This is a genomic window from uncultured Mucilaginibacter sp. (assembly GCF_903893715.1).
In the GTDB taxonomy this organism is placed as follows: domain Bacteria; phylum Bacteroidota; class Bacteroidia; order Sphingobacteriales; family Sphingobacteriaceae; genus Mucilaginibacter.
Genome location: NZ_CAITNG010000152.1, coordinates 24,535 through 43,157, shown reverse-complemented (window position 1 = coordinate 43,157; position 18,623 = coordinate 24,535). Strand labels below are relative to the sequence as shown.

14 protein-coding genes are annotated in these 18,623 nt (G+C 45.3%); 8 read left to right on the top strand and 6 right to left on the bottom strand.

Going from position 1 to position 18,623, the window contains the following annotated elements:
- Positions 1-768 (top strand): terminase small subunit (locus QZX97_RS18125; RefSeq protein ID WP_295664890.1); only part of this gene is annotated, 768 nt, incomplete at its 5' end.
- A 357-nt stretch (positions 769-1,125) separates the two neighbouring features.
- On the opposite strand, the gene QZX97_RS18120 is transcribed toward QZX97_RS18125, so the two are convergent.
- Positions 1,126-1,758, bottom strand: coding sequence for a porin family protein (locus QZX97_RS18120; protein WP_295649331.1), 633 nt, complete (start codon positions 1,756-1,758; stop codon positions 1,126-1,128).
- A gap of 823 nt (positions 1,759-2,581) precedes the next feature.
- Here QZX97_RS18120 and QZX97_RS18115 point away from each other — a divergent pair.
- On the top strand, positions 2,582-3,925 hold the full coding sequence (locus QZX97_RS18115; RefSeq protein WP_295649329.1) for a PhoH family protein: 1,344 nt from the start codon (positions 2,582-2,584) through the stop codon (positions 3,923-3,925).
- A 47-nt stretch (positions 3,926-3,972) separates the two neighbouring features.
- On the opposite strand, the gene QZX97_RS18110 is transcribed toward QZX97_RS18115, so the two are convergent.
- Positions 3,973-6,111 (bottom strand): FUSC family membrane protein, encoded by a 2,139-nt coding sequence (locus tag QZX97_RS18110; RefSeq protein ID WP_295649327.1) that lies wholly within the window; start codon positions 6,109-6,111, stop codon positions 3,973-3,975.
- A gap of 199 nt (positions 6,112-6,310) precedes the next feature.
- On the opposite strand from QZX97_RS18110, the gene QZX97_RS18105 reads away from it, so the two are divergent.
- Positions 6,311-8,899 carry a phosphoenolpyruvate carboxylase gene (locus QZX97_RS18105; RefSeq protein ID WP_295649324.1) on the top strand — a complete coding sequence of 863 codons (2,589 nt, stop codon included), beginning with the start codon at positions 6,311-6,313 and terminating at the stop codon, positions 8,897-8,899.
- A 644-nt stretch (positions 8,900-9,543) separates the two neighbouring features.
- Here the strand turns inward: QZX97_RS18105 and bioB are convergent.
- Positions 9,544-10,545: a biotin synthase BioB gene (gene bioB / locus QZX97_RS18100; RefSeq protein WP_295649322.1), complete on the bottom strand. Its 1,002-nt coding sequence runs from the start codon at positions 10,543-10,545 to the stop codon at positions 9,544-9,546.
- Between the two features lie 176 nt (positions 10,546-10,721).
- Positions 10,722-12,038 carry a DUF3472 domain-containing protein gene (locus QZX97_RS18095; protein ID WP_295649319.1) on the bottom strand — a complete coding sequence of 439 codons (1,317 nt, stop codon included), beginning with the start codon at positions 12,036-12,038 and terminating at the stop codon, positions 10,722-10,724.
- A gap of 391 nt (positions 12,039-12,429) precedes the next feature.
- On the opposite strand from QZX97_RS18095, the gene QZX97_RS18090 reads away from it, so the two are divergent.
- Entirely contained in the window at positions 12,430-12,828 is a 399-nt protein-coding gene (locus QZX97_RS18090; protein WP_295649317.1) for an energy transducer TonB, read from the top strand.
- A gap of 4 nt (positions 12,829-12,832) precedes the next feature.
- Positions 12,833-13,603: a hypothetical protein gene (locus QZX97_RS18085; RefSeq protein ID WP_295649315.1), complete on the top strand. Its 771-nt coding sequence runs from the start codon at positions 12,833-12,835 to the stop codon at positions 13,601-13,603.
- A 7-nt stretch (positions 13,604-13,610) separates the two neighbouring features.
- Here the strand turns inward: QZX97_RS18085 and QZX97_RS18080 are convergent, their stop codons facing one another.
- On the bottom strand, positions 13,611-14,024 hold the full coding sequence (locus QZX97_RS18080) for a VOC family protein (RefSeq protein ID WP_295649312.1): 414 nt from the start codon (positions 14,022-14,024) through the stop codon (positions 13,611-13,613).
- A gap of 177 nt (positions 14,025-14,201) precedes the next feature.
- Between QZX97_RS18080 and QZX97_RS18075 the strand changes: the two genes are divergently transcribed.
- Complete coding sequence (locus QZX97_RS18075) at positions 14,202-14,768, top strand: dihydrofolate reductase family protein (RefSeq protein ID WP_295649310.1); 567 nt, start codon at positions 14,202-14,204, stop codon at positions 14,766-14,768.
- Between the two features lie 121 nt (positions 14,769-14,889).
- Here QZX97_RS18075 and QZX97_RS18070 read toward each other — a convergent pair whose 3' ends face one another.
- Entirely contained in the window at positions 14,890-15,372 is a 483-nt protein-coding gene (locus QZX97_RS18070; RefSeq protein WP_295649308.1) for a hypothetical protein, read from the bottom strand.
- A 241-nt stretch (positions 15,373-15,613) separates the two neighbouring features.
- On the opposite strand from QZX97_RS18070, the gene QZX97_RS18065 reads away from it, so the two are divergent.
- On the top strand, positions 15,614-17,059 hold the full coding sequence (locus tag QZX97_RS18065; RefSeq protein WP_295649305.1) for a tagaturonate reductase: 1,446 nt from the start codon (positions 15,614-15,616) through the stop codon (positions 17,057-17,059).
- Between the two features lie 9 nt (positions 17,060-17,068).
- Complete coding sequence (locus QZX97_RS18060) at positions 17,069-18,556, top strand: altronate dehydratase family protein (RefSeq protein ID WP_295649303.1); 1,488 nt, start codon at positions 17,069-17,071, stop codon at positions 18,554-18,556.
- Positions 18,557-18,623: the final 67 nt, after the last annotated feature.

Sequence of the window (18,623 nt, the reverse complement as noted above, 5' to 3'; positions counted from 1 at the left end):
GGGCAGCTGATGGAGATGCCCAAGATTCAGGCTTATTTAAAGGAGCGCACGGCGCAAGCGGCGCAAAAACTGCAGGTGAGCCATGAAACGCTTTTGGGCGAATTGATGAAAGTCGCTTTTGCCAATATGGGCGATTATTTTGGGGATGATGGTCGCGTGAAGGCCATGCAGGATATAGTTGATGATAAAAAGAGCGCGATATGGAGTTTGAAGGTGAGCGAGGGGAAATATGGCACTACGGTACAACTACGGCTACACAACAAACTGGCGTCATTGGAAAAGATTGCCAAGCACATTAAATTTTACGAGGTGGAGCAAAAAAAGCCAGAACCACAGGAAGCCGTTTATGTGGATAAGGAAGACCTGAACGAGGATGACCGCTTTGAGGATGACAGCATTGACGCGTTGGATAAGGATCTGTACGATAAAAAGGTGAAGCTTGAAACACTGCAAAGAGAATTGTATTTAAAAGAAAGGGCTCTGAAGGAACGGGAGGCGGATTTGGCGACAAGGGAAACGACTGTTCGGGCCGCCTTGACAAATGCTACGGCGGCTGAAACGGCTAAACCGGTTGAAGTTGTTAAAAGCGCGGTGGCCGAGACCCCTAAACCTGCGCCGGGGCCTTATGATAAACCGGTAGCCGGTGCTGAAAAACCAGTCAATGTGAACTCCAATAAATTTAACGAGCCTATTGGTTACCGCCTGGAGCAGCAGCGAAATTTGAGCCGTGCAAAGCCGGAGAAGTATTATTTTGGGTGGAAGTTGTGATTTATTGGGTCATTGGTCATTGGGTCATTAAGTCATTGGATAGTGGGTTACTTGTCGCTTGGTTACCTGTTTGGTGGGGACAGATGGTTCATTGGTTCAATTGTTCATTAGTTCATTGGTCCTGTCTGGGGGTTATTTGGTGGGTGGGTTACCTGTCGGCGGGGACACGAGCGGGACGCTCGCGCCAGCGGAAGAAAAGCGAAAGAAAAAAATTGAAAACACCCATAAATACCGATAAGGTTGGTCATTGGGTCATTAGTCATTGTTAATTTGCACATGCGCACATTTACTCATCCGCACATTGAACGAATACCCATAAATACCCATATTTAACCCAACGCTGCTATGAAAAGAGCTTTATCTGAAACTATAGCCCATAGAAACGCTAACCGTTCGGTTGCGGAGGGTTGTGGTGTTTGAGAAGTAGAGGTTGGCCAGGCCCAAATCGTAACCGGCATCGAAGGCTATCTTTTTATTCAGTTGGATGCCGGCCAAAAAGTTGAGACCGTAATCGGGGTTTTGATAGCCGGGTTGGAGGTTAGCCGTATTGTTGTCGAACGTAATGCGGTTGGATGTGCCCGGATACGTTACGCGCGCATAAATGCCGGTGGCAAGATATGGGCCCAGGCCAAAGTGTACTGTGGTTTTGGGGCCAAGTTTACGCTTATAGAGTATGTCGACCGGGAGTTCGATATAGTCGAGTGTGTAATAGGCATTGTAGGTAGCCGTAGTGAAAGGGTCCGGGATATTGACGCGTTCGCCTTTGGTGGTGAAGAAAAGACCGGGTTGCAGGGTAAATTTGTCGAAATCGATAGCAGCGACGCCGCCGATGTTGAAGCCGACAATAGTTGAATTGTTGACATCGAAAAGTGCATTGCCCGTTTGTTGGGTAGATAGGTTGATGCCGCCTTTTACGGCAAAATGCACGATCTGCGAAAAACCGGTTGCAGCGAAGGGAAAGAGAATGATGGAAAGTAAGATTTTTTTCATGAGGTAGGTTTGAGGGGACAATTTAGTGAATTTTGGACATATTGGTTTATTGGCTCTTTTGGTCATTGTGTCATTGGTCATTAGTCATTGATCTGGATAGAGCTAAAATAATAGGATGCAACAGGTGCATTTTTTAATAAAAATTTAACAATTTGATAAAACCGGGAATTTTTGACTCGTGCATAACCGCTATTTTTTGTAGCGGTTGTGGATTTTGGTAAATGTTAATATCGGGACTAACCGGAACATAAATTGCTTATTTATAAAATTATGGAAGATTATTTTAAACAAATACTGTTGATAAAGCTGCAAATACGGTTGATAACCTGTTTATAAAAACAGTCATTTTTTTCTTGTGAAATCGCAAATATCACCCTACATTTAAATCAACAAGAACGAAGTACTTGGCAGCCTGGCAGATGACCGGCACTTAAATCGGGGGAGTCTTCTGACGAACTAAAGAAGAAGGAAAGGGAATCAAGCCGCATCGAAAACGAAAGAAATCCGAAAGGAAAGAAACTCAAATAAACGATCGGTGCCGACAAAGGTGTTACAGGCAGCATTCCAAAAGCCCCTCGGGGTGGCGAAGTGTTGCAGGTAAGAGGCCGCAGGTGGCAAAGTCCGCAAGGGCAGCGAAACACCGGGTCATGGTCAGCTACGGAGAACTTGATGCCACTGTGATGCTACGGCAAAGCAGCGGTTGGAAAACGGGAGATCAAATCGAAAGAGGCGGCTTCCGTTTTCTGTTTTTATACACATTCCTCATCCGTTATGATGTTTTGTTCGGGCAGTTTGAAACTAATTTTCTATTTTTAACCCGGTAATGAAAGAGGTTAAAAGCAAAGCCAACGGCAGGAGCAAAATATTTGTATTGGACACATCGGTCATTTTATACGACCATGATGCATTCCGCAACTTCCAGGAACATGATGTGGCCATCCCCATCCAGGTTTTAGAGGAACTGGACAACATGAAGAACGGGAACGAGACCCGTAACTTTGAAGCGCGAGGCTTTATCAGGCTGATGGATGAGTTTTCGAAAAACAACCTCATCAGCCACTGGCTACCGCTTGAAGGCGCCAACAAGGGGCATTTTAAAGTAGTGCTCGACAAAAAAACCGATACCGATGCCGAGGATATTTTTGGCAGCGACAAGGTTGACAACCGAATACTGAACGCGGCGTTGAGCTTACAGCACGATAACCCCGACAAGAAGGTTATCCTGGTATCGAAAGATATCTGTTTGCGGCTAAAGGCAAAAGCTTTGAACCTGCACGCTGAGGATTACGAAACGGGCAAGATAAAGAACCTCGAGCAACTGTATACGGGAAAGGCTATCATCAATAAGGTGCCCGATACCTTGCTGACCGAGTTTACCAAAAATGGTGTTTTAAGTGCCGATGTGCTACCCGGCGAACTGCAGAACAACCACTTTTATATTTTGCATGGCAAGCGCAAGTCGTTGCCGGCGTTTTATAACGGGCAGAGCAGGCAGTTGGAAGAGGTGGTTGAGCAGCCGGTGTTCAATATCAGTCCGAAGAACATAGAGCAGTCTTTCGCGATCCATGCTTTGCTGAACCCTAATATTAAACTGGTGAGCATACAGGGCAACGCGGGAACGGGCAAAACTTTATTGGCATTGGCCAGTGCTTTGGAGCAGCGCAAAAACTTCAGGCAGATATATGTAACGCGGCCAATTGTGCCGTTGAGTAATAAAGACATCGGCTTTTTACCGGGCGATGTAAAATCGAAGATTGACCCTTACATGGCCCCTATTTGGGATAACCTGAAGTTTATAAAGGACCAGTTTGGCGATGATGAGAAGATGCAGGGCAAGATAGATGAACTGGTTACCAACGATAAAATATCGATAGCACCGCTGGCTTTTATCCGCGGACGTACTTTGACAAAAATATTCTTTATTGTAGACGAGGCGCAGAACTTGACCCCGCACGAGATAAAGACCATCATATCGCGCGCAGGCGAGAACAGCAAGTTTGTTTTCACCGGCGATATATACCAGATAGACACGCCCTACCTGGACGCGGAAAGCAATGGCCTCTCCTACCTGATAGACAAAGCGAAGAGCCATCCGCTTTATGCGCACATCACCCTGCAAAAAGGTGAGCGCAGTGAGTTGGCCAATTTGGCTACCGAGTTGCTTTAGATAGAGTCAGGAATCAAGAACCGAGAATCAAGAAAGGGTGACCTGCCTTAAACCAAGATGGCGTCGGTTATCTTGGCGATATCGCCGCTCACTTTCGTGATGAACCCGAGTTGTTCTTTTAGCAGGTGCGAATCCATGGTGGCCTCGGGCGATGGGATGACGGTTACCGGCATTGCGCCCAATTTGGGAATTTCGGGGATATCGTTGTGCACCTTTTTTACGGTCTCGTTCAGGATGTTGATGGCCCGCTTGATGAGCTTTACATTTTCGGGATGGACGTGGTCGACAGGTTTGTTTAACAGCGTAGACGCCACCGTGCCGATATAAGAAGTGAGGATATGGTTGAGCACGACGAACTTGTGCAATTCTTTAAGGTGTTGCTGGCGTTTTTTGGGTTCGGATGTCATCCGCTCGAAAGCTGCCGAAAGGTTGGCTGATTTTACATAGATATCTTTACGGGCCAGTTTGTATTCGGTGGTATTGATGTTCTTACCCGACAGGGTTTCGGCAACTTTTAGCAGATAGTTGATATTGGCCACCAAAACGTCGCTCAGATTTTTGCGAATTTGGTCGAACTCCCAAGTGGGGAAAATAAAGTAGCTGGAAATAAATGCGGCTGCCGACCCGACGGCGGTATCCAGAATGCGTTCTTCAACCACGTTGCCAATGCCCAGAAACCTGAACAGGATGAGGACATAGGGTGTCATCAAAAAGACGCTAACCACATAGTTTACGCGTTGAAAGCTGTACGCACCTACCATACACACCGTGAGTATGATGAACAAGGCGGTGCTGTCTTTTACGAGATAGAGCGTGAGGAGCCCCAATACGCCACCGCCGATGGTACCTATGAGGCGTTGATAGTTGCGTTGTTTGGTAAGGCTGAAACCGGGTTTCAGGATAACGATGATGGTGAGCAATATCCAATAGCTGTGATGCCCTTGTGTGATGGTTTTTGCGGCAATGAAGCCGACGAGGCAAACAAAGGCCACCCTGATGGAGTGTTTAAAGATGGATGAACTGAGCGACAGGTTGTCGAGATATATCTGTGGGTCGTACTCCTGATGGTTGACGAAGCGGGAATACTCTACATCGTTTTTGGCATCTGTCAGTTCGACCGACTTGGAATCGTGGTAGTTGTAGATATTGATAACCTGTTGGTTAAGGTTGCGGATGTTGATGAGGATTTTTTTAAGCACCAGGGTACTTACCTCTTTATTGGCGTCGGCAATGGCATCAATTTTTGTTTTGAGGCGCTCAAGTTCAGGGTTAAGATCGGTTAGGTGCAGGTAACGGGTATTGGATTGTATGGCGAAGGCGATATTGTCCAACTCATCGGCCACATGTTCAATAGCTTTGCCCATTTGTTCGAGGATGCCTGTTTTTTCGAAACGTTGATGCAAGGCTTGATAGTCGTAGTGAGTGGCCATCATCGCCTCGAACATGTCAACCTCGTCGACAAAAGCGAGGATGAGCAAGCGGCCGGTATGGGTAGATTCTTTGACCATCATGCGGCTTTTGAACAAAAGTTCGCGCACGGCATCCTGGTTTTGGCTCACGTGTATTTGCTGCGATATCAGCTTGTGGTAGTTTTCGTCGATATCTGCCCCGGGCCTGTAAAAATCGGCTTTTATCCGGAGGAATTTGGCGACGTCCATGAGGTTTTCGCCAAGGGCCTGTTGTGCCGCGCGGTAAGGCCTGATGCTGAAGAAAGCAATGCTCAGCAACATATACCATACCCCGCCGGCCAAAATGGTTGCGCTGTAACCTAACACCTGCGTTGGCAAAAGGGCTTTGTCCATCATCAGTATCATGATGAGCAAACAGGCGGTGCCAACTGATGCCGCCCTGTTGCCATAAACAGTGAACATCGAAAAGATGAAAGCGAACGTCACGATTTCGGTACCCAAGGTGAATACGTTCATCCGGGCGAAGCCTGTAACTATCGCCACAACAAACATCAGCAGGTTGCACACCAGCATGCCGTTGCGTTTGTGATAAACGGGCCCGGGGTTGTCTGAACCGCTAACGCAAAGTGCACCTAATGAGAGGGTAAGGCCGGTTTCTAAATGGCCAAACCGGGCAAAAACGAGCGAAGGCAATAAAACGCCAAAGGTTATGCGCAGGCCATCAGAAAAATATTGGCTGTAAAAAAAGTTCTGAATGTTGCGCCCTTGTTTTTTCATATGTAATGATTGTACGAAGATATAACATCTTAGGTACCCGAAAAAAATATCAATTGATGGTAAAATCGATAAAAAGTATATTAATTTGGTAGCATTTATAAATAAAGCATTAAAATTTCAATCGTTTTAACTATTTTCAGCCTTTGTTACAAAAAGTGCAAAAAACAGACCCGATTACAGTCAAACTACTATCAGCTATATGACATCAGTTTTAAAACTCAGCCAAAAAGAAACCGCCTTTAATCAGGAAGTAGTTACCCGTTTTGAGTTGTATAACAGTCTGTTTTTGACCCTGCCCTTTTATCAGGTTAAAGACACCGGTATATTGTTGCCTTTTTTCAGTTCGCACTGCGAGCAAGGTGCGGCTGAAGAACTTTCGCCCGTAGCGATAATAAGAGGCTTTTTTGAAAAGTATGTACCCGATATAGACCGTGAAGAACGTTTGAACCGTTTGTTCCGCTTCATACAATATATTGAACGTCAGGTGGTATTGTTCGACTCAATTGAAGATGCTGCTTTTAGTAAATTAGGCTATACTGAAGATGGTGGTACGGTTAAAGGGTTGGTACAGCAAGCTACCGCCCGCGACCAGGTGCGCGCCAGCATCAGCGAAAAGCTGCAAAAATTCTCGCTGCGATTGGTATTGACCGCCCACCCTACTCAGTTCTACCCGGGTCCGGTATTAGGTATCATGACCGACCTTAGCGAGGCTTTGAAGCATGATGATATTAACTCGGTAAACCTGCTTTTACAGCAATTGGGCAAAACGCCGTTTTTCAATAAAACGTCGCCAACGCCGGTGGACGAGGCCGTTAGCCTTGCCTGGTTTTTAGAGAACATATTTTACTATGCCGCGGGTTCTATCCAAACCAGTTTGGACGAAGAATTTGACCTGCCTGAAGATGCCGGACACCAGACTATTGAGCTTGGTTTTTGGCCGGGCGGCGATAGGGACGGCAACCCGAATGTAACCGTTCAAAGTACAGAGGCTGTTGCGGCGCATTTGCGCAAAGCGCTTTTCAGATGCTATTACCGTGAGTTCAGGACGTTAAAAAAACGAATCACTTTCCGTGGAGTGAACCAAGCCATGAGTGCGCTCGAAAAAGTATTCTACCACAACGCGTATAATGATAACCCTAAACCTACCAATCAGCAAGCCGAAATTTTAGGCCACCTGTTTACGGTAAAGGAGGTTTTAACTAACGATAACTATTCTTTATTTGTTGAATTGGTCGACAGCTTAATACGTAAGGTGAGGTTATTTGGCTGTTATTTTGCTACGCTTGATATCAGGCAGGATAGCCGTATACTACGTAGCGTGCATAAATATTGCTTTGAAAAAGACCCCGAAGGTACCTTAGGCCAGCCAGGCTATTTTACACTTCATGAAGAAAACAAGCTAAAAGCTATACAGTTTACCGAAATCGACTTTAAGCCATCGGATGATGCCGATAGCATGGTAAAAGATACGTTGGGTACCATTCGGCTGATGAAAGAGATACAACAGGCCAGCGGCGAAAAAGCATGTCAGCGCTTTATCATCAGCAATTGCCAACAAGCATCGGATATTTTGCAGTTGATGAACCTCTTCCTATGGTCGGGATGGAAAAAAGAGACGCTGAGCGTTGATTTTATGCCCCTATTCGAGACGGTGAACGACCTCACGGTTGCTGCCAAAGTAATGGAGCGCCTGTACACTCATCCGTTCTACAAAGAACACCTGCAAAGGCGCAGAAACAAGCAAACTATTATGCTGGGCTTTTCGGACAGTACCAAAGACGGCGGCTATTTGATGGCCAATTGGTCGATATACAAAGCCAAGGTCGAGTTGACTGCCAAAGCGCTGGAATACGGTATCAGCCTGGCATTTTTCGATGGTCGCGGTGGCCCGCCTGCACGTGGCGGCGGCAAAACGCACCGCTTTTACTCGTCGATGGGAAAAGAAATTGCCAATGACCATATCCAGCTGACTGTACAAGGCCAAACCGTTAGTTCGCAATACGGTTCGTTGGATACCGCCCGCTTCAATATGGAGCAACTCATCAATGCGGGCATTGTATCAGCCTTAAACCCTGACACCAACGACCTGATTGATGACGCGCACAAAAGCCTCATCTCTAAAATGGCCGAAATAAGCCATGGCGCCTTCATGGAATTGCGCGAGCATCCCTTGTTTCTGCAATACCTTGAAAAGATGAGCCCGTTAAAGCTCCTCTCCAACATCAACATCAGTAGTCGCCCCACTAAGCGTAACGCCGGCACGGAATTGAAGCTCGAAGACCTTCGTGCCATCAGCTTTGTAACCTCCTGGAGCCAGTTAAAACAGAATATACCCGGTTTTTATGGTGTGGGCACCGCTTTACAGCATATGAAGGATGCCGGAAGCTGGGAAGGCTTAAAGGAACTGTATCGTGTATCGGGCTTTTTTAAGACCATGATTGACAACTGTATGATGTCGATGTCGAAGTCCGACTTCCGCATTACAGCTTATCTGGTCAACGACCCAACTTTTGGCGTGTTTTGGACTAAGTTAAAAGCCGAATTTGAACTCACCCGCGAGTTGCTGCTGTCGTTAACCGACAGCGACGTGCTAATGCAGGAATACCCGGTAGAACGCAAATCCATCGCCATACGCGAGAAGGTGGTATTGCCATTGGTAATACTCCAACATTTTGCCTTACAGCAATTGAATACCCTGCCACCCGACGACAAGTTCTACGCGGTATATAACAAGCTGGTTGTGAGGACTGTATACGGAATAGTGAATGCTGGCCGAAATCTGGCTTAAGCCAAAACCCCTTAAAAACGAAAACGGAAGCCGCATCTTTCGAGTTGAACTTCCGTTTCTTCTTCGCGGCTTGCCATAGCTCCCCGGAAGTTACCAAGTTTTGTGTGCTTAACCCAGATTCGATCCTGCTCTGTCCTTTCGGTCTTCGCGATCCGGCAATCATGCCTCCTTCTTTCACTGCTTTGCCCCATAGAGTGCTGCAATGTTTCCGTAGTGCCCTTATCGGCTATCTCATTTTTTGTAGGTGGCCTCACGGCTCCTGTTTCTTGTTCGATTTTGAATATCTTCTTTTGCTCCTTAGTTCGTCCGAAGACTCCCCCGATTCAATTTCTGATTTTCTTGCCAGGCTGTTAAAGTACGTCGTTCTTGATAATTCTAAGGTAGTGATTATATCCTTACCGTCAAGAAAAAAACGACTCGATTTATGAACCGGTTGTTAACACAAAAACTATAGTTATTAACAGCCTTTGTTAATAACTATAGGCCACAGCGCTCAAAAATCGGTCTTTTATCCCTTCAGCAAGAGCTTATCAACATCTATAAAAATCCACAATAGAATTGGTGATTTGAACGTTTTCGCTTGGTGTAAATTCTTGTTTTGAAAAAAAGTACTTGAAATTATTTCAAGCCGCCCCTTTTTCTACTTAAGACGCTACCACTTCCTCCAACTTCTTTCCCGGCCTGCCATTCTTAAACGCTTCCCTTGGTTTCAGGCCCAACAGTTCAAGCATGGCCATATCATCGCTAAAGCTTGGGTTGGGTGTGGTCAGCAGCTTCTCACCGGCAAATATCGAGTTGGCACCCGCCATAAAGCAAAATGCCTGCTCAACCGTGCTCATTTCGGTACGGCCGGCAGAAAGGCGTACTACCGATTTCGGCATAACTATCTTAGTCGTCGCTATCATCCGCACCATATCCCATATCGAAACACGGGGCTGATCCGCCAAAGGCGTTCCCTTTACAGGGACCAAGGCGTTGATGGGCACCGATTCCGGGTGTTGTGGCAGGTTTGATAAGGTTTTGAGCATCGATATGCGGTCGGCATCCGTTTCGCCTAAGCCAATGATACCGCCACTGCATACGGTGATATGCGCTTTGCGCACGTGTTCCAGGGTTTGCAAGCGTTCATCATAACTGCGGGTAGTGATAATGCGTTTATAATCTTCTTCCGATGTATCCAAATTGTGGTTATAGGCATATAAACCTGCATCAGCTAAACGCTGTGCCTGGCTTTCGGTTAGCATACCCAGGGTACAGCAAACCTCCATCTCCATTTCGTTAACGGCCTTTACCATATCAATCACTTTGTCGAAATCACGGTTATCGCGAACTTCGCGCCAAGCGGCACCCATGCACAGGCGCGATGCTCCACCGGCCTTCGCTTTTTGCGCTGCCGCAACTACCACTTCTTTGGGCATCATGGCATGTACGTCAACACCTGTGTTGTAACGGGCGGCTTGCGGGCAATATGCACAGTCTTCAGGGCAGCCGCCGGTCTTTATCGATATCAGCGAACTGATTTGCACCTCGGCATAATCTTTGTTTTCGCGGTGTATGGTTGCCGCGCGATAAACCAGGTCTAATAAAGGGCTATAGTATATTTCAGAAATTTCTTCGGTGGTCCAGTTGTGTCTAACTTCGGTCATGGTATAAAATTATGTAGCCTCAAAAATATAAAAAAAACTATGTTTCAATGTGCAAATGAGTAAATGTGCGTATGTGCTGATAAGGTAACGGCAAATTATAAACGCTATGGGTAATTATGGGTATATTTAGTTTTGTTTTTTCTTTCATCCTTGCTCCTTGTTCTTTTATCGGCAAATCAAGGCAACAGTTTCCATTCAATATCCGGGTGTTTCTCGCTCCCCGATTGTCTTGTTAAATTGGTCTTAAGTTTCGTAAAATCGTCAAAAAAGCCACAATTGCGCAAATAAAACAGGTTACCCTTTACCCCGCCGCTATAATCTTTACGGTAATTGATGTTGGCCGTGGCATCCCCTGTAAAAACAGCATCGGTTACCGGGAACCATTTACCCGAATCATCCACCATCCACTCATTGCCAAAAAACACCTTACGCGTAACATTGCCCATTTCGGGCTCAAAGTTCTCCAAAAAGGAGTGCAGGCCTTTTAAATAGGTTACTGTTTGCGGCCGCCTAAAGCTCGCCATTGGTTGCCAGGCACTTTCGGCTTTCTCTTTAAAATAGGCTGTAAATATCGTCGTCCTGGTAGCTGCATCAGGTTCGGCGTGCATCAAAAAGCAATAGGTTTTACCTGCTTTCCAGGGATACACCAGGTAGCTTTGTCCGCCCGACCCTTCGCCCCCAAACTCGCCCGAATGCACCAGGGCGCCCTTGGTCAGCATTTTTATTTTGAGACTGTCCGGCACTTTGTTTTTGTCGTCCGTACTAAACGGGCTCCACACCGAAAACAGCAGGCGCCGCTCGGTTGCCGAATTGACCTGCATCCCAAAATACCCAACCGAAAACCCATCGGCCATAAAATAAGAGCCGATTACGTCATCGCCCGGTTTTACCGTAACCTCGTTATAAAACCACTCCACCTTGCCCGTTGTGCCGGCCGGCACCTTATAGCTTAAATGCACCGAAGGCCCCCTGTGCCCCCAATAGTAATAATTACCCTCATTATTTTTTACGTACGCCGCGCCTTTTAATAAGGCCGTACCGCTCAATACAAAATCCGACACATCTGCAAAAACAGTACCTGTTTTAAATAGCCCCACCAATTTAAGCCGCCGGTAACCGGGTTGAACGACGGCAATCTTACCAAAATTAACAACCGTAGTATCCTTGCCCCTTACTGTTTTTATAAACCGCTGTTTACCTGCTATCAGCATCAGTTTACTTTGGCCATCGGGCACCAATAACCTTACCGATATATCTAAACTACCCGCAGCCTGCAGGTAAACATAAACACTCAACGTATCCCCTTTTGCCGACCAGCCGCTCAAACCCTTATCACCAATTACCGCCCTCGCGCCCTTGTTGAGCCAGCCATTGCCGCCAACAGGTACTTTAATAGCGCTATCGGGCTTTAAAACCGTTTCAGCTGACGCGTGCGCAGCAAACAAGAGTACAAGTATGAAACTGATTGACGCTTTAACCGATTTCCTTAACATCACTATGGGTATTTATGGGTGTTGATTGAATGTGCGAATGAGTAAATGTGCTCCCGATAGCTATCGGGATGCAAATTAAAAATGAATTAATGATCAATGACTCAATCACGAAATACATGGGTATTTATGGGTGTTGTATTAATGTGCGTATTTGTAAATGTGCAAATTAAAAATGACTTAATGCCTCGATGACCTAATGGCAAAAAATATGGGTAAATATGGGTGTTTCATTTTTTTCTTAATTCTCGGTTCTTGATTCTAAAATAACGCTTTACGCTCCGCTCCTTGCGCTCTGCGCCATTCCATACAATATAGCGAAAAATTTCCGCAAATAAAAATCCCGAATAGCAATTCGTGAATTTTTAACTATGTTTAACATAAATAACAATTTATGAAAAAGTACTTCTTACTAGCCATCTTACTTTTCGCCAATATCAGTTTGAAAGCGCAAAATACAGTTGCCATAACCGATACAAATGCTGTGTATACCGCCGTTGAGGTTCAACCTGTACCGACCAATGGCAGCGCAGCGTTTTACAAATACATTACCGACCATATCCAATACCCTGCAAGAGAAAAAGCGGACCATGTGCAAGGCAAGGTAATCATGCAAGTTGTCGTTGAAAGAGATGGCAGCCTGACGGATATTAAAGTAGTGCGCACGCCTGCCGAAGCGTTGGGCATAGAAGCTGTACGGGTAGTAAAGGCAGCCGGAAACTGGACACCCGGTACACAAGGCGGCATAAAACGGCGTGTGCAATATTTTATCCCGGTAAATTTTGTTTTATGATAGGATGAAAAAGTGTCTACTATTTTTGTTTTTTACCGGCATTTTGACCAGTACCCAAGCCCAATTGGCCATTATCAATGACCCCGACGGTTTTGTAAATGTAAGAAAAGGCAAAGGAGCAAATACCGAAATAGTTGACAAATTATATGAAAACCAAATATTTTCATACGACAGTGAAAGCATAAAAGACTTGTGGGTGAAAGTTCTCTTCGAAAACACTTGTTTTACAGATTATACTACCGGTAACATAAAAAAAGTAGGCAGTGCACCCTATGCACCCACTGAAGGTTACATTTACAGTAACAGGTTTATTCCGATTGAAAACCTGCCACATATAGATAAGGCGATAAATCACCGTCAGGTATCTATAAATAAAGTTATCATTAAAAACGACTCCCTGTTACTAACTTTAACAACTAAGGCCTTTATCGTTAAAGAGCATAAGATAACCAAAAGCGGTTCATGTTCAAATTGCGATGCGGGTATTGCAAAAATAGATGGCAGGCAGTTTTATGGTACAGACGAGAATATGCCACATAACGAATTAAGTGGCATATCTCTAAAAATACACGGACAGGTTGTCGACATACCGCCGTATAGCTACAACGACTTGTTTGAACCAAATATAAATAGTATGAATGTTTACTTTGATAAAAAGGGGAATATATACCTATATATGAGTCAAAATAGTGATGGAGCGGGTTCTTACAGCGCAGTTTGGCTGATAAAAAATCGAAAATTGGTCAGCCGTTATATCGACATCTCAAACGATTAAATGCCCCTCACCGCTTCCACTCGCTCAACGTCGTTTCTTCCTTCGCATCGGTCGGGCTTTCAAAATCAATCTTATAACCATCAGGGTCGGTAAAAGCGCATACCCACATACCGTTGCCTACAAAGGGTTCTTTAGGGTTTAGTCCTTTTGCAAGAGCATCATCATAAATGGCCAGCGCATCGGCACATTGAAAACAAACCGATACGCCTTCGCCCTTTTTGCCTAAAGGTTTAAAGCCGATAACGTGCTCCTGCAGCATAATGGCCGCCCCACCTATCGCCAGCCAGCACCAGGCCAGTTTGCCGTTGTTTATCCATTTGTTTTGCATCTCAAAACCCAGCCCATCCACGTAAAAACGCAGCGAAGCCTGTATATCGGCCACCATAAAAAAGGGTACGGCCTGCTTTACATTGCTGTTCATGATGTTTGTTTTTGTTGGATTAAAATTAGGTATTCAATATGATATTTTACATCCTGCGCTCGTTTGTAACGAGTGCTTATTATAGTTTAACGTTTTCAACGCCCCCTAATTTGTCGTAATCCACCCTTTTTTTTAAATCTATATTTCAATAAGTTTGTGCAATTAAACACCAATAACATGCGAAGATTAGTTTCATTTATGCACGTCTCGCTCGACGGGCGTACCAATAGCGCCACAGGCGGCCTCGAATGGGTAAACATCAGCGATGAATTGTTCGAATACTCCGAAAAGCAAAGCGCACAGTCAGACCTGGCCCTGTACGGCCACGGCACCTTCCAAATTATGGATGCTTACTGGCCCACCGCTGCCGACGCGCCCGATGCCAGCAAGCACGCTATCAACCATGCCGCATGGTACAAAACGGTCGATAAAGTCATCATATCCACAACGCTGCCCCCTTCCAACGACCCTAAAAAGACCGTTGTTAGCACCGACGTGCCGGCCTATATCAACAAACTAAAACAACAGCCCGGTGCCGATATCGTCATGTTTGGCAGCCCAACGCTTGTCCGCTCGCTAATGCAAGATAATTTGATCGACGATTATTGGTTGTTTTACAACCCCATCATCCTCGGTGTGGGCACTCCTCTTTTCGGGGATTTAAAAACGTCCATCAAGCTTAAATTGGCCGAAAGCGTAATGTTAAAAAACGGAGTGGTGGGTATGCACTATGTAAAGGAATAAGTCTAAAGAACCGGGTGGTCCTTCATTCATCTTCAGGTTAAAACAAAGAGGCTCGACAACTTTTAAAAAAGTTGTCGAGCCTTTAAATTATATATTAACTATTTGTCCGTTGAAACAACAATTACATCCTCGTCATGGTAATAACAGCGGTAGCTGCATCGGCCTGATAGGTTACACCATTGATGGTATAAGTTAACAAACCTGTAGCCGAAACACCTGAGCCGGTAAGCGTTACGGTATTATTGCTATTGGTAAAATTGGTTTGAAAGGTTTGTGTATACCCTTGGGCCGTCATGCTCAGGGTGGTGTTATTGTTCGACGAAAGAAAAGTGCCATCTGTTTCGGTATAGTTATTTGCTATAACATAGGTGTAATTGGCCAATACGCCGGTACTGCGAAACTCAACATAGTTATTGGTGTTAACCGGGATGCTTTTTTGAGCAACTTGCGCACCCGAAACAAATAAAGTAACCACTTCCGATTGTTGTTTCCAATCGCCCACTATCGGGTTGGCCGGATCGGGTTGAGTTAATACTATAGTGCCTTTATCGCACCCTGCAATAAGTACCGCGAAGAGCAATACTAATGGTAATAATCTTTTCATATCAATTGTTTAATTTTAAATAGGGTTTTAAATGGCTTGTTATACGGTATGATAAACGATATTGTTTCAACTACTATTCAGAAGCACGTTCCGGGTCATTTGCATCACGATAGCTATCGGGACACATTTAAACCTTTGCACATCCAGTGCAATCGTTCCCGTTAATAATTACGGTTAATCATGACAGTTATTCATTTCGCATTATTTACTTTTAGCGCCGTAAACCAATTATTTATACAAAATGCAATTGAATAAAAGCTCTTATCCGGCCTACAAAACATTCCCCGAAAAGGTATTACAATTTGGCGAAGGCAACTTTTTACGCTGCTTTGTCGACTGGATGTTTAACGAATTGAATAAAAAAGCCAACTTTAACGGCTCGGTAGTGGTAGTGCAGGCCATCCCTCAGGGTATGGTTGATATGCTGAACGAACAAGACGGTTTGTACACCCTTTACATGCGCGGTCTTAAAAACGGTAAAGCCGAAAGCACCCACGAAACCATCAACGTCATCAGCCGTGGTATTAAAGTATACGAGCAATATGCTGAGTATTTAAAAACTGCCGAAAACCCCGATATGCGCTATGTCATATCGAATACCACAGAATCGGGTATTGCTTACGATGACACTGACCTGCCAACAGCTACCCCGCCAAACTCGTTCCCGGCAAAACTGGCTGTTTGGTTAAAGCACCGCTACGATACCTTTAAAGGCGATGCATCAAAAGGTATGCACATTATCCCTTGCGAGCTGATCGAGAAGAATGCCGATAACTTAAAACGCATTATACTACAATTGTCAGAAAAATGGGGTTACGAAGCCGCTTTTGTAAACTGGTTAAACACAGCATGTACCTGGAGCAATACTTTGGTGGATAGGATCGTTCCCGGCTACCCACGCGAGCGCATGCCCGAAATTACTGCCGAATTAGGCTATACTGATAATCAGGTAGTTGAAGGTGAGCACTTCCACCTTTGGGTGATTGAAGCGCCTGAAAGTCTGCAAAAAGAACTGCCCTTCCCATCTATTGGTCTCAATGTGTTATACGTTAAGGATGTTACGCCTTACCGCACACGTAAAGTAAGGATACTGAACGGCGTACACACTACGCTGGTACCTGTTGCTTACCTTTACGGGATAGATACCGTGCGCGAAGCAGTAGAACACCCTGTAGTGGGTAAATTTATCAAAGCGGCAACGTTCGATGAGATATGCCCAACTTTAGATCTTCCTGACGAAGAATTACAGCAGTTTGCTGCCGAAGTAATGGACCGTTTCCGTAATCCATACATCAAACACTTGCTCATGAGTATTTCATTAAACTCATGGTCAAAGTTCGAAACCCGTGTATTACCGTCGGTTTTAGAGTATATCAAACGCAAAGGCACTATTCCGCAACATTTGGCGTTCTCTTTGGCATCAACCATCGCTTTCTACAAAGGCAAACGCGGCGAAGAAACCATCGCCCTGAACGACGACCCTACCCTCTTGGCTTTAATGAAAGATACCTGGGCAAAAGCCGATGGTAGCGATGCTTCGTTAAAAACCGTTGTAACCGATATTTTAGGTTTGGAAAAGAACTGGAAAATGGACCTGAACAAAGTTGCAGGCTTAACCGATGCGGTTACCAGACACCTCATCAATATTGAAAAATTTGGCATGCAAAAAGCCATCGAAATGATATAAGTAAAAAGAATGAAAGAACTCATTAAAATCAATTCGCGCGACAACGTTGTTATTGCTTTAAGAAACTTCACGGCAGGCGAAACTATCAACGTTGACGGCAAAAACATCGTTTTGTTGAACGATGTGGAAAAAGGCCATAAAATAGCCCTAACTGATATTGCCGAAGGCGGCGATATCACCAAATACGGCTATCCTATTGGTAAAGCTACTCAAGCCATCAAAACCGGCGAGCACGTACACGTACACAACGTACGCACCAAACTGGGCGAAGTATTTGATTACAGCTACAACCCGCATTTTGCCGAATTGCCGCATAAGGATAAACACCTTACCTTTAACGGCTACCGCCGTAAAAATGGCGAAGTGGGCATCCGTAACGAAATCTGGATTGTACCGACCGTAGGTTGCGTTAACGGTATTGCTGAACAAATTATCCGTGAGTTTAAAGCCGAGGTTAACCCTACCGGTATTGATGGCATGGAAGTGTTTAAACACAACTACGGCTGCTCACAACTGGGCGACGACCACGTAAACACCCGCCAAATTTTAGGCGATATTGCCATGCACCCCAATGCCGGCGGCGTATTGGTATTAGGTTTAGGTTGCGAAAACAACAAAATCGACGAGTTTGCCGACTCACTGGGCGATTTCGACCGCAGCCGCATCAAATTCATGTCAACCCAAAAGGTACAGGATGAAGTGAGCGACGCTATTGCCTTGCTAAAAGAGATTTATGCTGAGGTAAGCAAGGACGTACGCGAACCTGTTTCGCTATCCGAACTGAAAGTGGGCTTAAAATGCGGTGGCTCCGATGGTTTATCGGGTATTACAGCCAACCCATTGGTAGGTTATTTTTCCGATTTCCTGATCAGCCAGGGCGGTACTACCACTTTGACTGAAGTACCTGAAATGTTTGGTGCCGAAACCATCCTGATGGACCGTTGCATCAGCCCCGAAGTGTTCGACAAAACAGTACACCTTATCAACGATTTCAAACAATACTTCATCGACCTTAAACAACCCATCTACGAAAACCCTTCACCGGGTAACAAGGCAGGCGGTATCACTACCTTGGAAGATAAATCGTTAGGATGTACCCAAAAAGGCGGTATTGCCACTGTGGTAGATGTACTAAAATACGGCGAACGCCTGCATACCAAAGGTTTAAACTTGTTAAGCTCGCCGGGTAACGACCTGGTATCTACCACAGCTTTAGGGGCATCGGGTTGCCACATGGTATTGTTTACCACTGGCCGCGGTACACCCTTCGGTAGCTTTATCCCTACCTTAAAGATATCGACCAACTCCGAGTTGGCTAAGAACAAACCCCACTGGATAGACTATAATGCAGGCCCTTTGGCTGAAGACAAAACTTTCGACGAAGGCTTGGAAGAATTGGTCGACAAGATCATCCGTATTGCCAACGGCGAAAAAGCCAATCACGAGCGCGCCGGCTTCCGCGAAATCGCGATATTTAAAAGCGGTGTAACATTATAAAGGGTTTCAATCCTAAACCATTTTTTTTAGGGGCTGTTCCGTTTGGAACGGCCTCTTTTGTTAGTTA

Coding starts and splice junctions, on each gene's coding strand:
- QZX97_RS18120 (WP_295649331.1), bottom strand. CDS start 1,758: ATGAAAAAAATCTTACTTTCCATCATTCTCTTTCCCTTCGCTGCAACC.
- QZX97_RS18115 (WP_295649329.1), top strand. CDS start 2,582: ATGAAAGAGGTTAAAAGCAAAGCCAACGGCAGGAGCAAAATATTTGTA.
- QZX97_RS18110 (WP_295649327.1), bottom strand. CDS start 6,111: ATGAAAAAACAAGGGCGCAACATTCAGAACTTTTTTTACAGCCAATAT.
- QZX97_RS18105 (WP_295649324.1), top strand. CDS start 6,311: ATGACATCAGTTTTAAAACTCAGCCAAAAAGAAACCGCCTTTAATCAG.
- bioB (WP_295649322.1), bottom strand. CDS start 10,545: ATGACCGAAGTTAGACACAACTGGACCACCGAAGAAATTTCTGAAATA.
- QZX97_RS18095 (WP_295649319.1), bottom strand. CDS start 12,038: ATGTTAAGGAAATCGGTTAAAGCGTCAATCAGTTTCATACTTGTACTC.
- QZX97_RS18090 (WP_295649317.1), top strand. CDS start 12,430: ATGAAAAAGTACTTCTTACTAGCCATCTTACTTTTCGCCAATATCAGT.
- QZX97_RS18085 (WP_295649315.1), top strand. CDS start 12,833: ATGAAAAAGTGTCTACTATTTTTGTTTTTTACCGGCATTTTGACCAGT.
- QZX97_RS18080 (WP_295649312.1), bottom strand. CDS start 14,024: ATGAACAGCAATGTAAAGCAGGCCGTACCCTTTTTTATGGTGGCCGAT.
- QZX97_RS18075 (WP_295649310.1), top strand. CDS start 14,202: ATGCGAAGATTAGTTTCATTTATGCACGTCTCGCTCGACGGGCGTACC.
- QZX97_RS18070 (WP_295649308.1), bottom strand. CDS start 15,372: ATGAAAAGATTATTACCATTAGTATTGCTCTTCGCGGTACTTATTGCA.
- QZX97_RS18065 (WP_295649305.1), top strand. CDS start 15,614: ATGCAATTGAATAAAAGCTCTTATCCGGCCTACAAAACATTCCCCGAA.
- QZX97_RS18060 (WP_295649303.1), top strand. CDS start 17,069: ATGAAAGAACTCATTAAAATCAATTCGCGCGACAACGTTGTTATTGCT.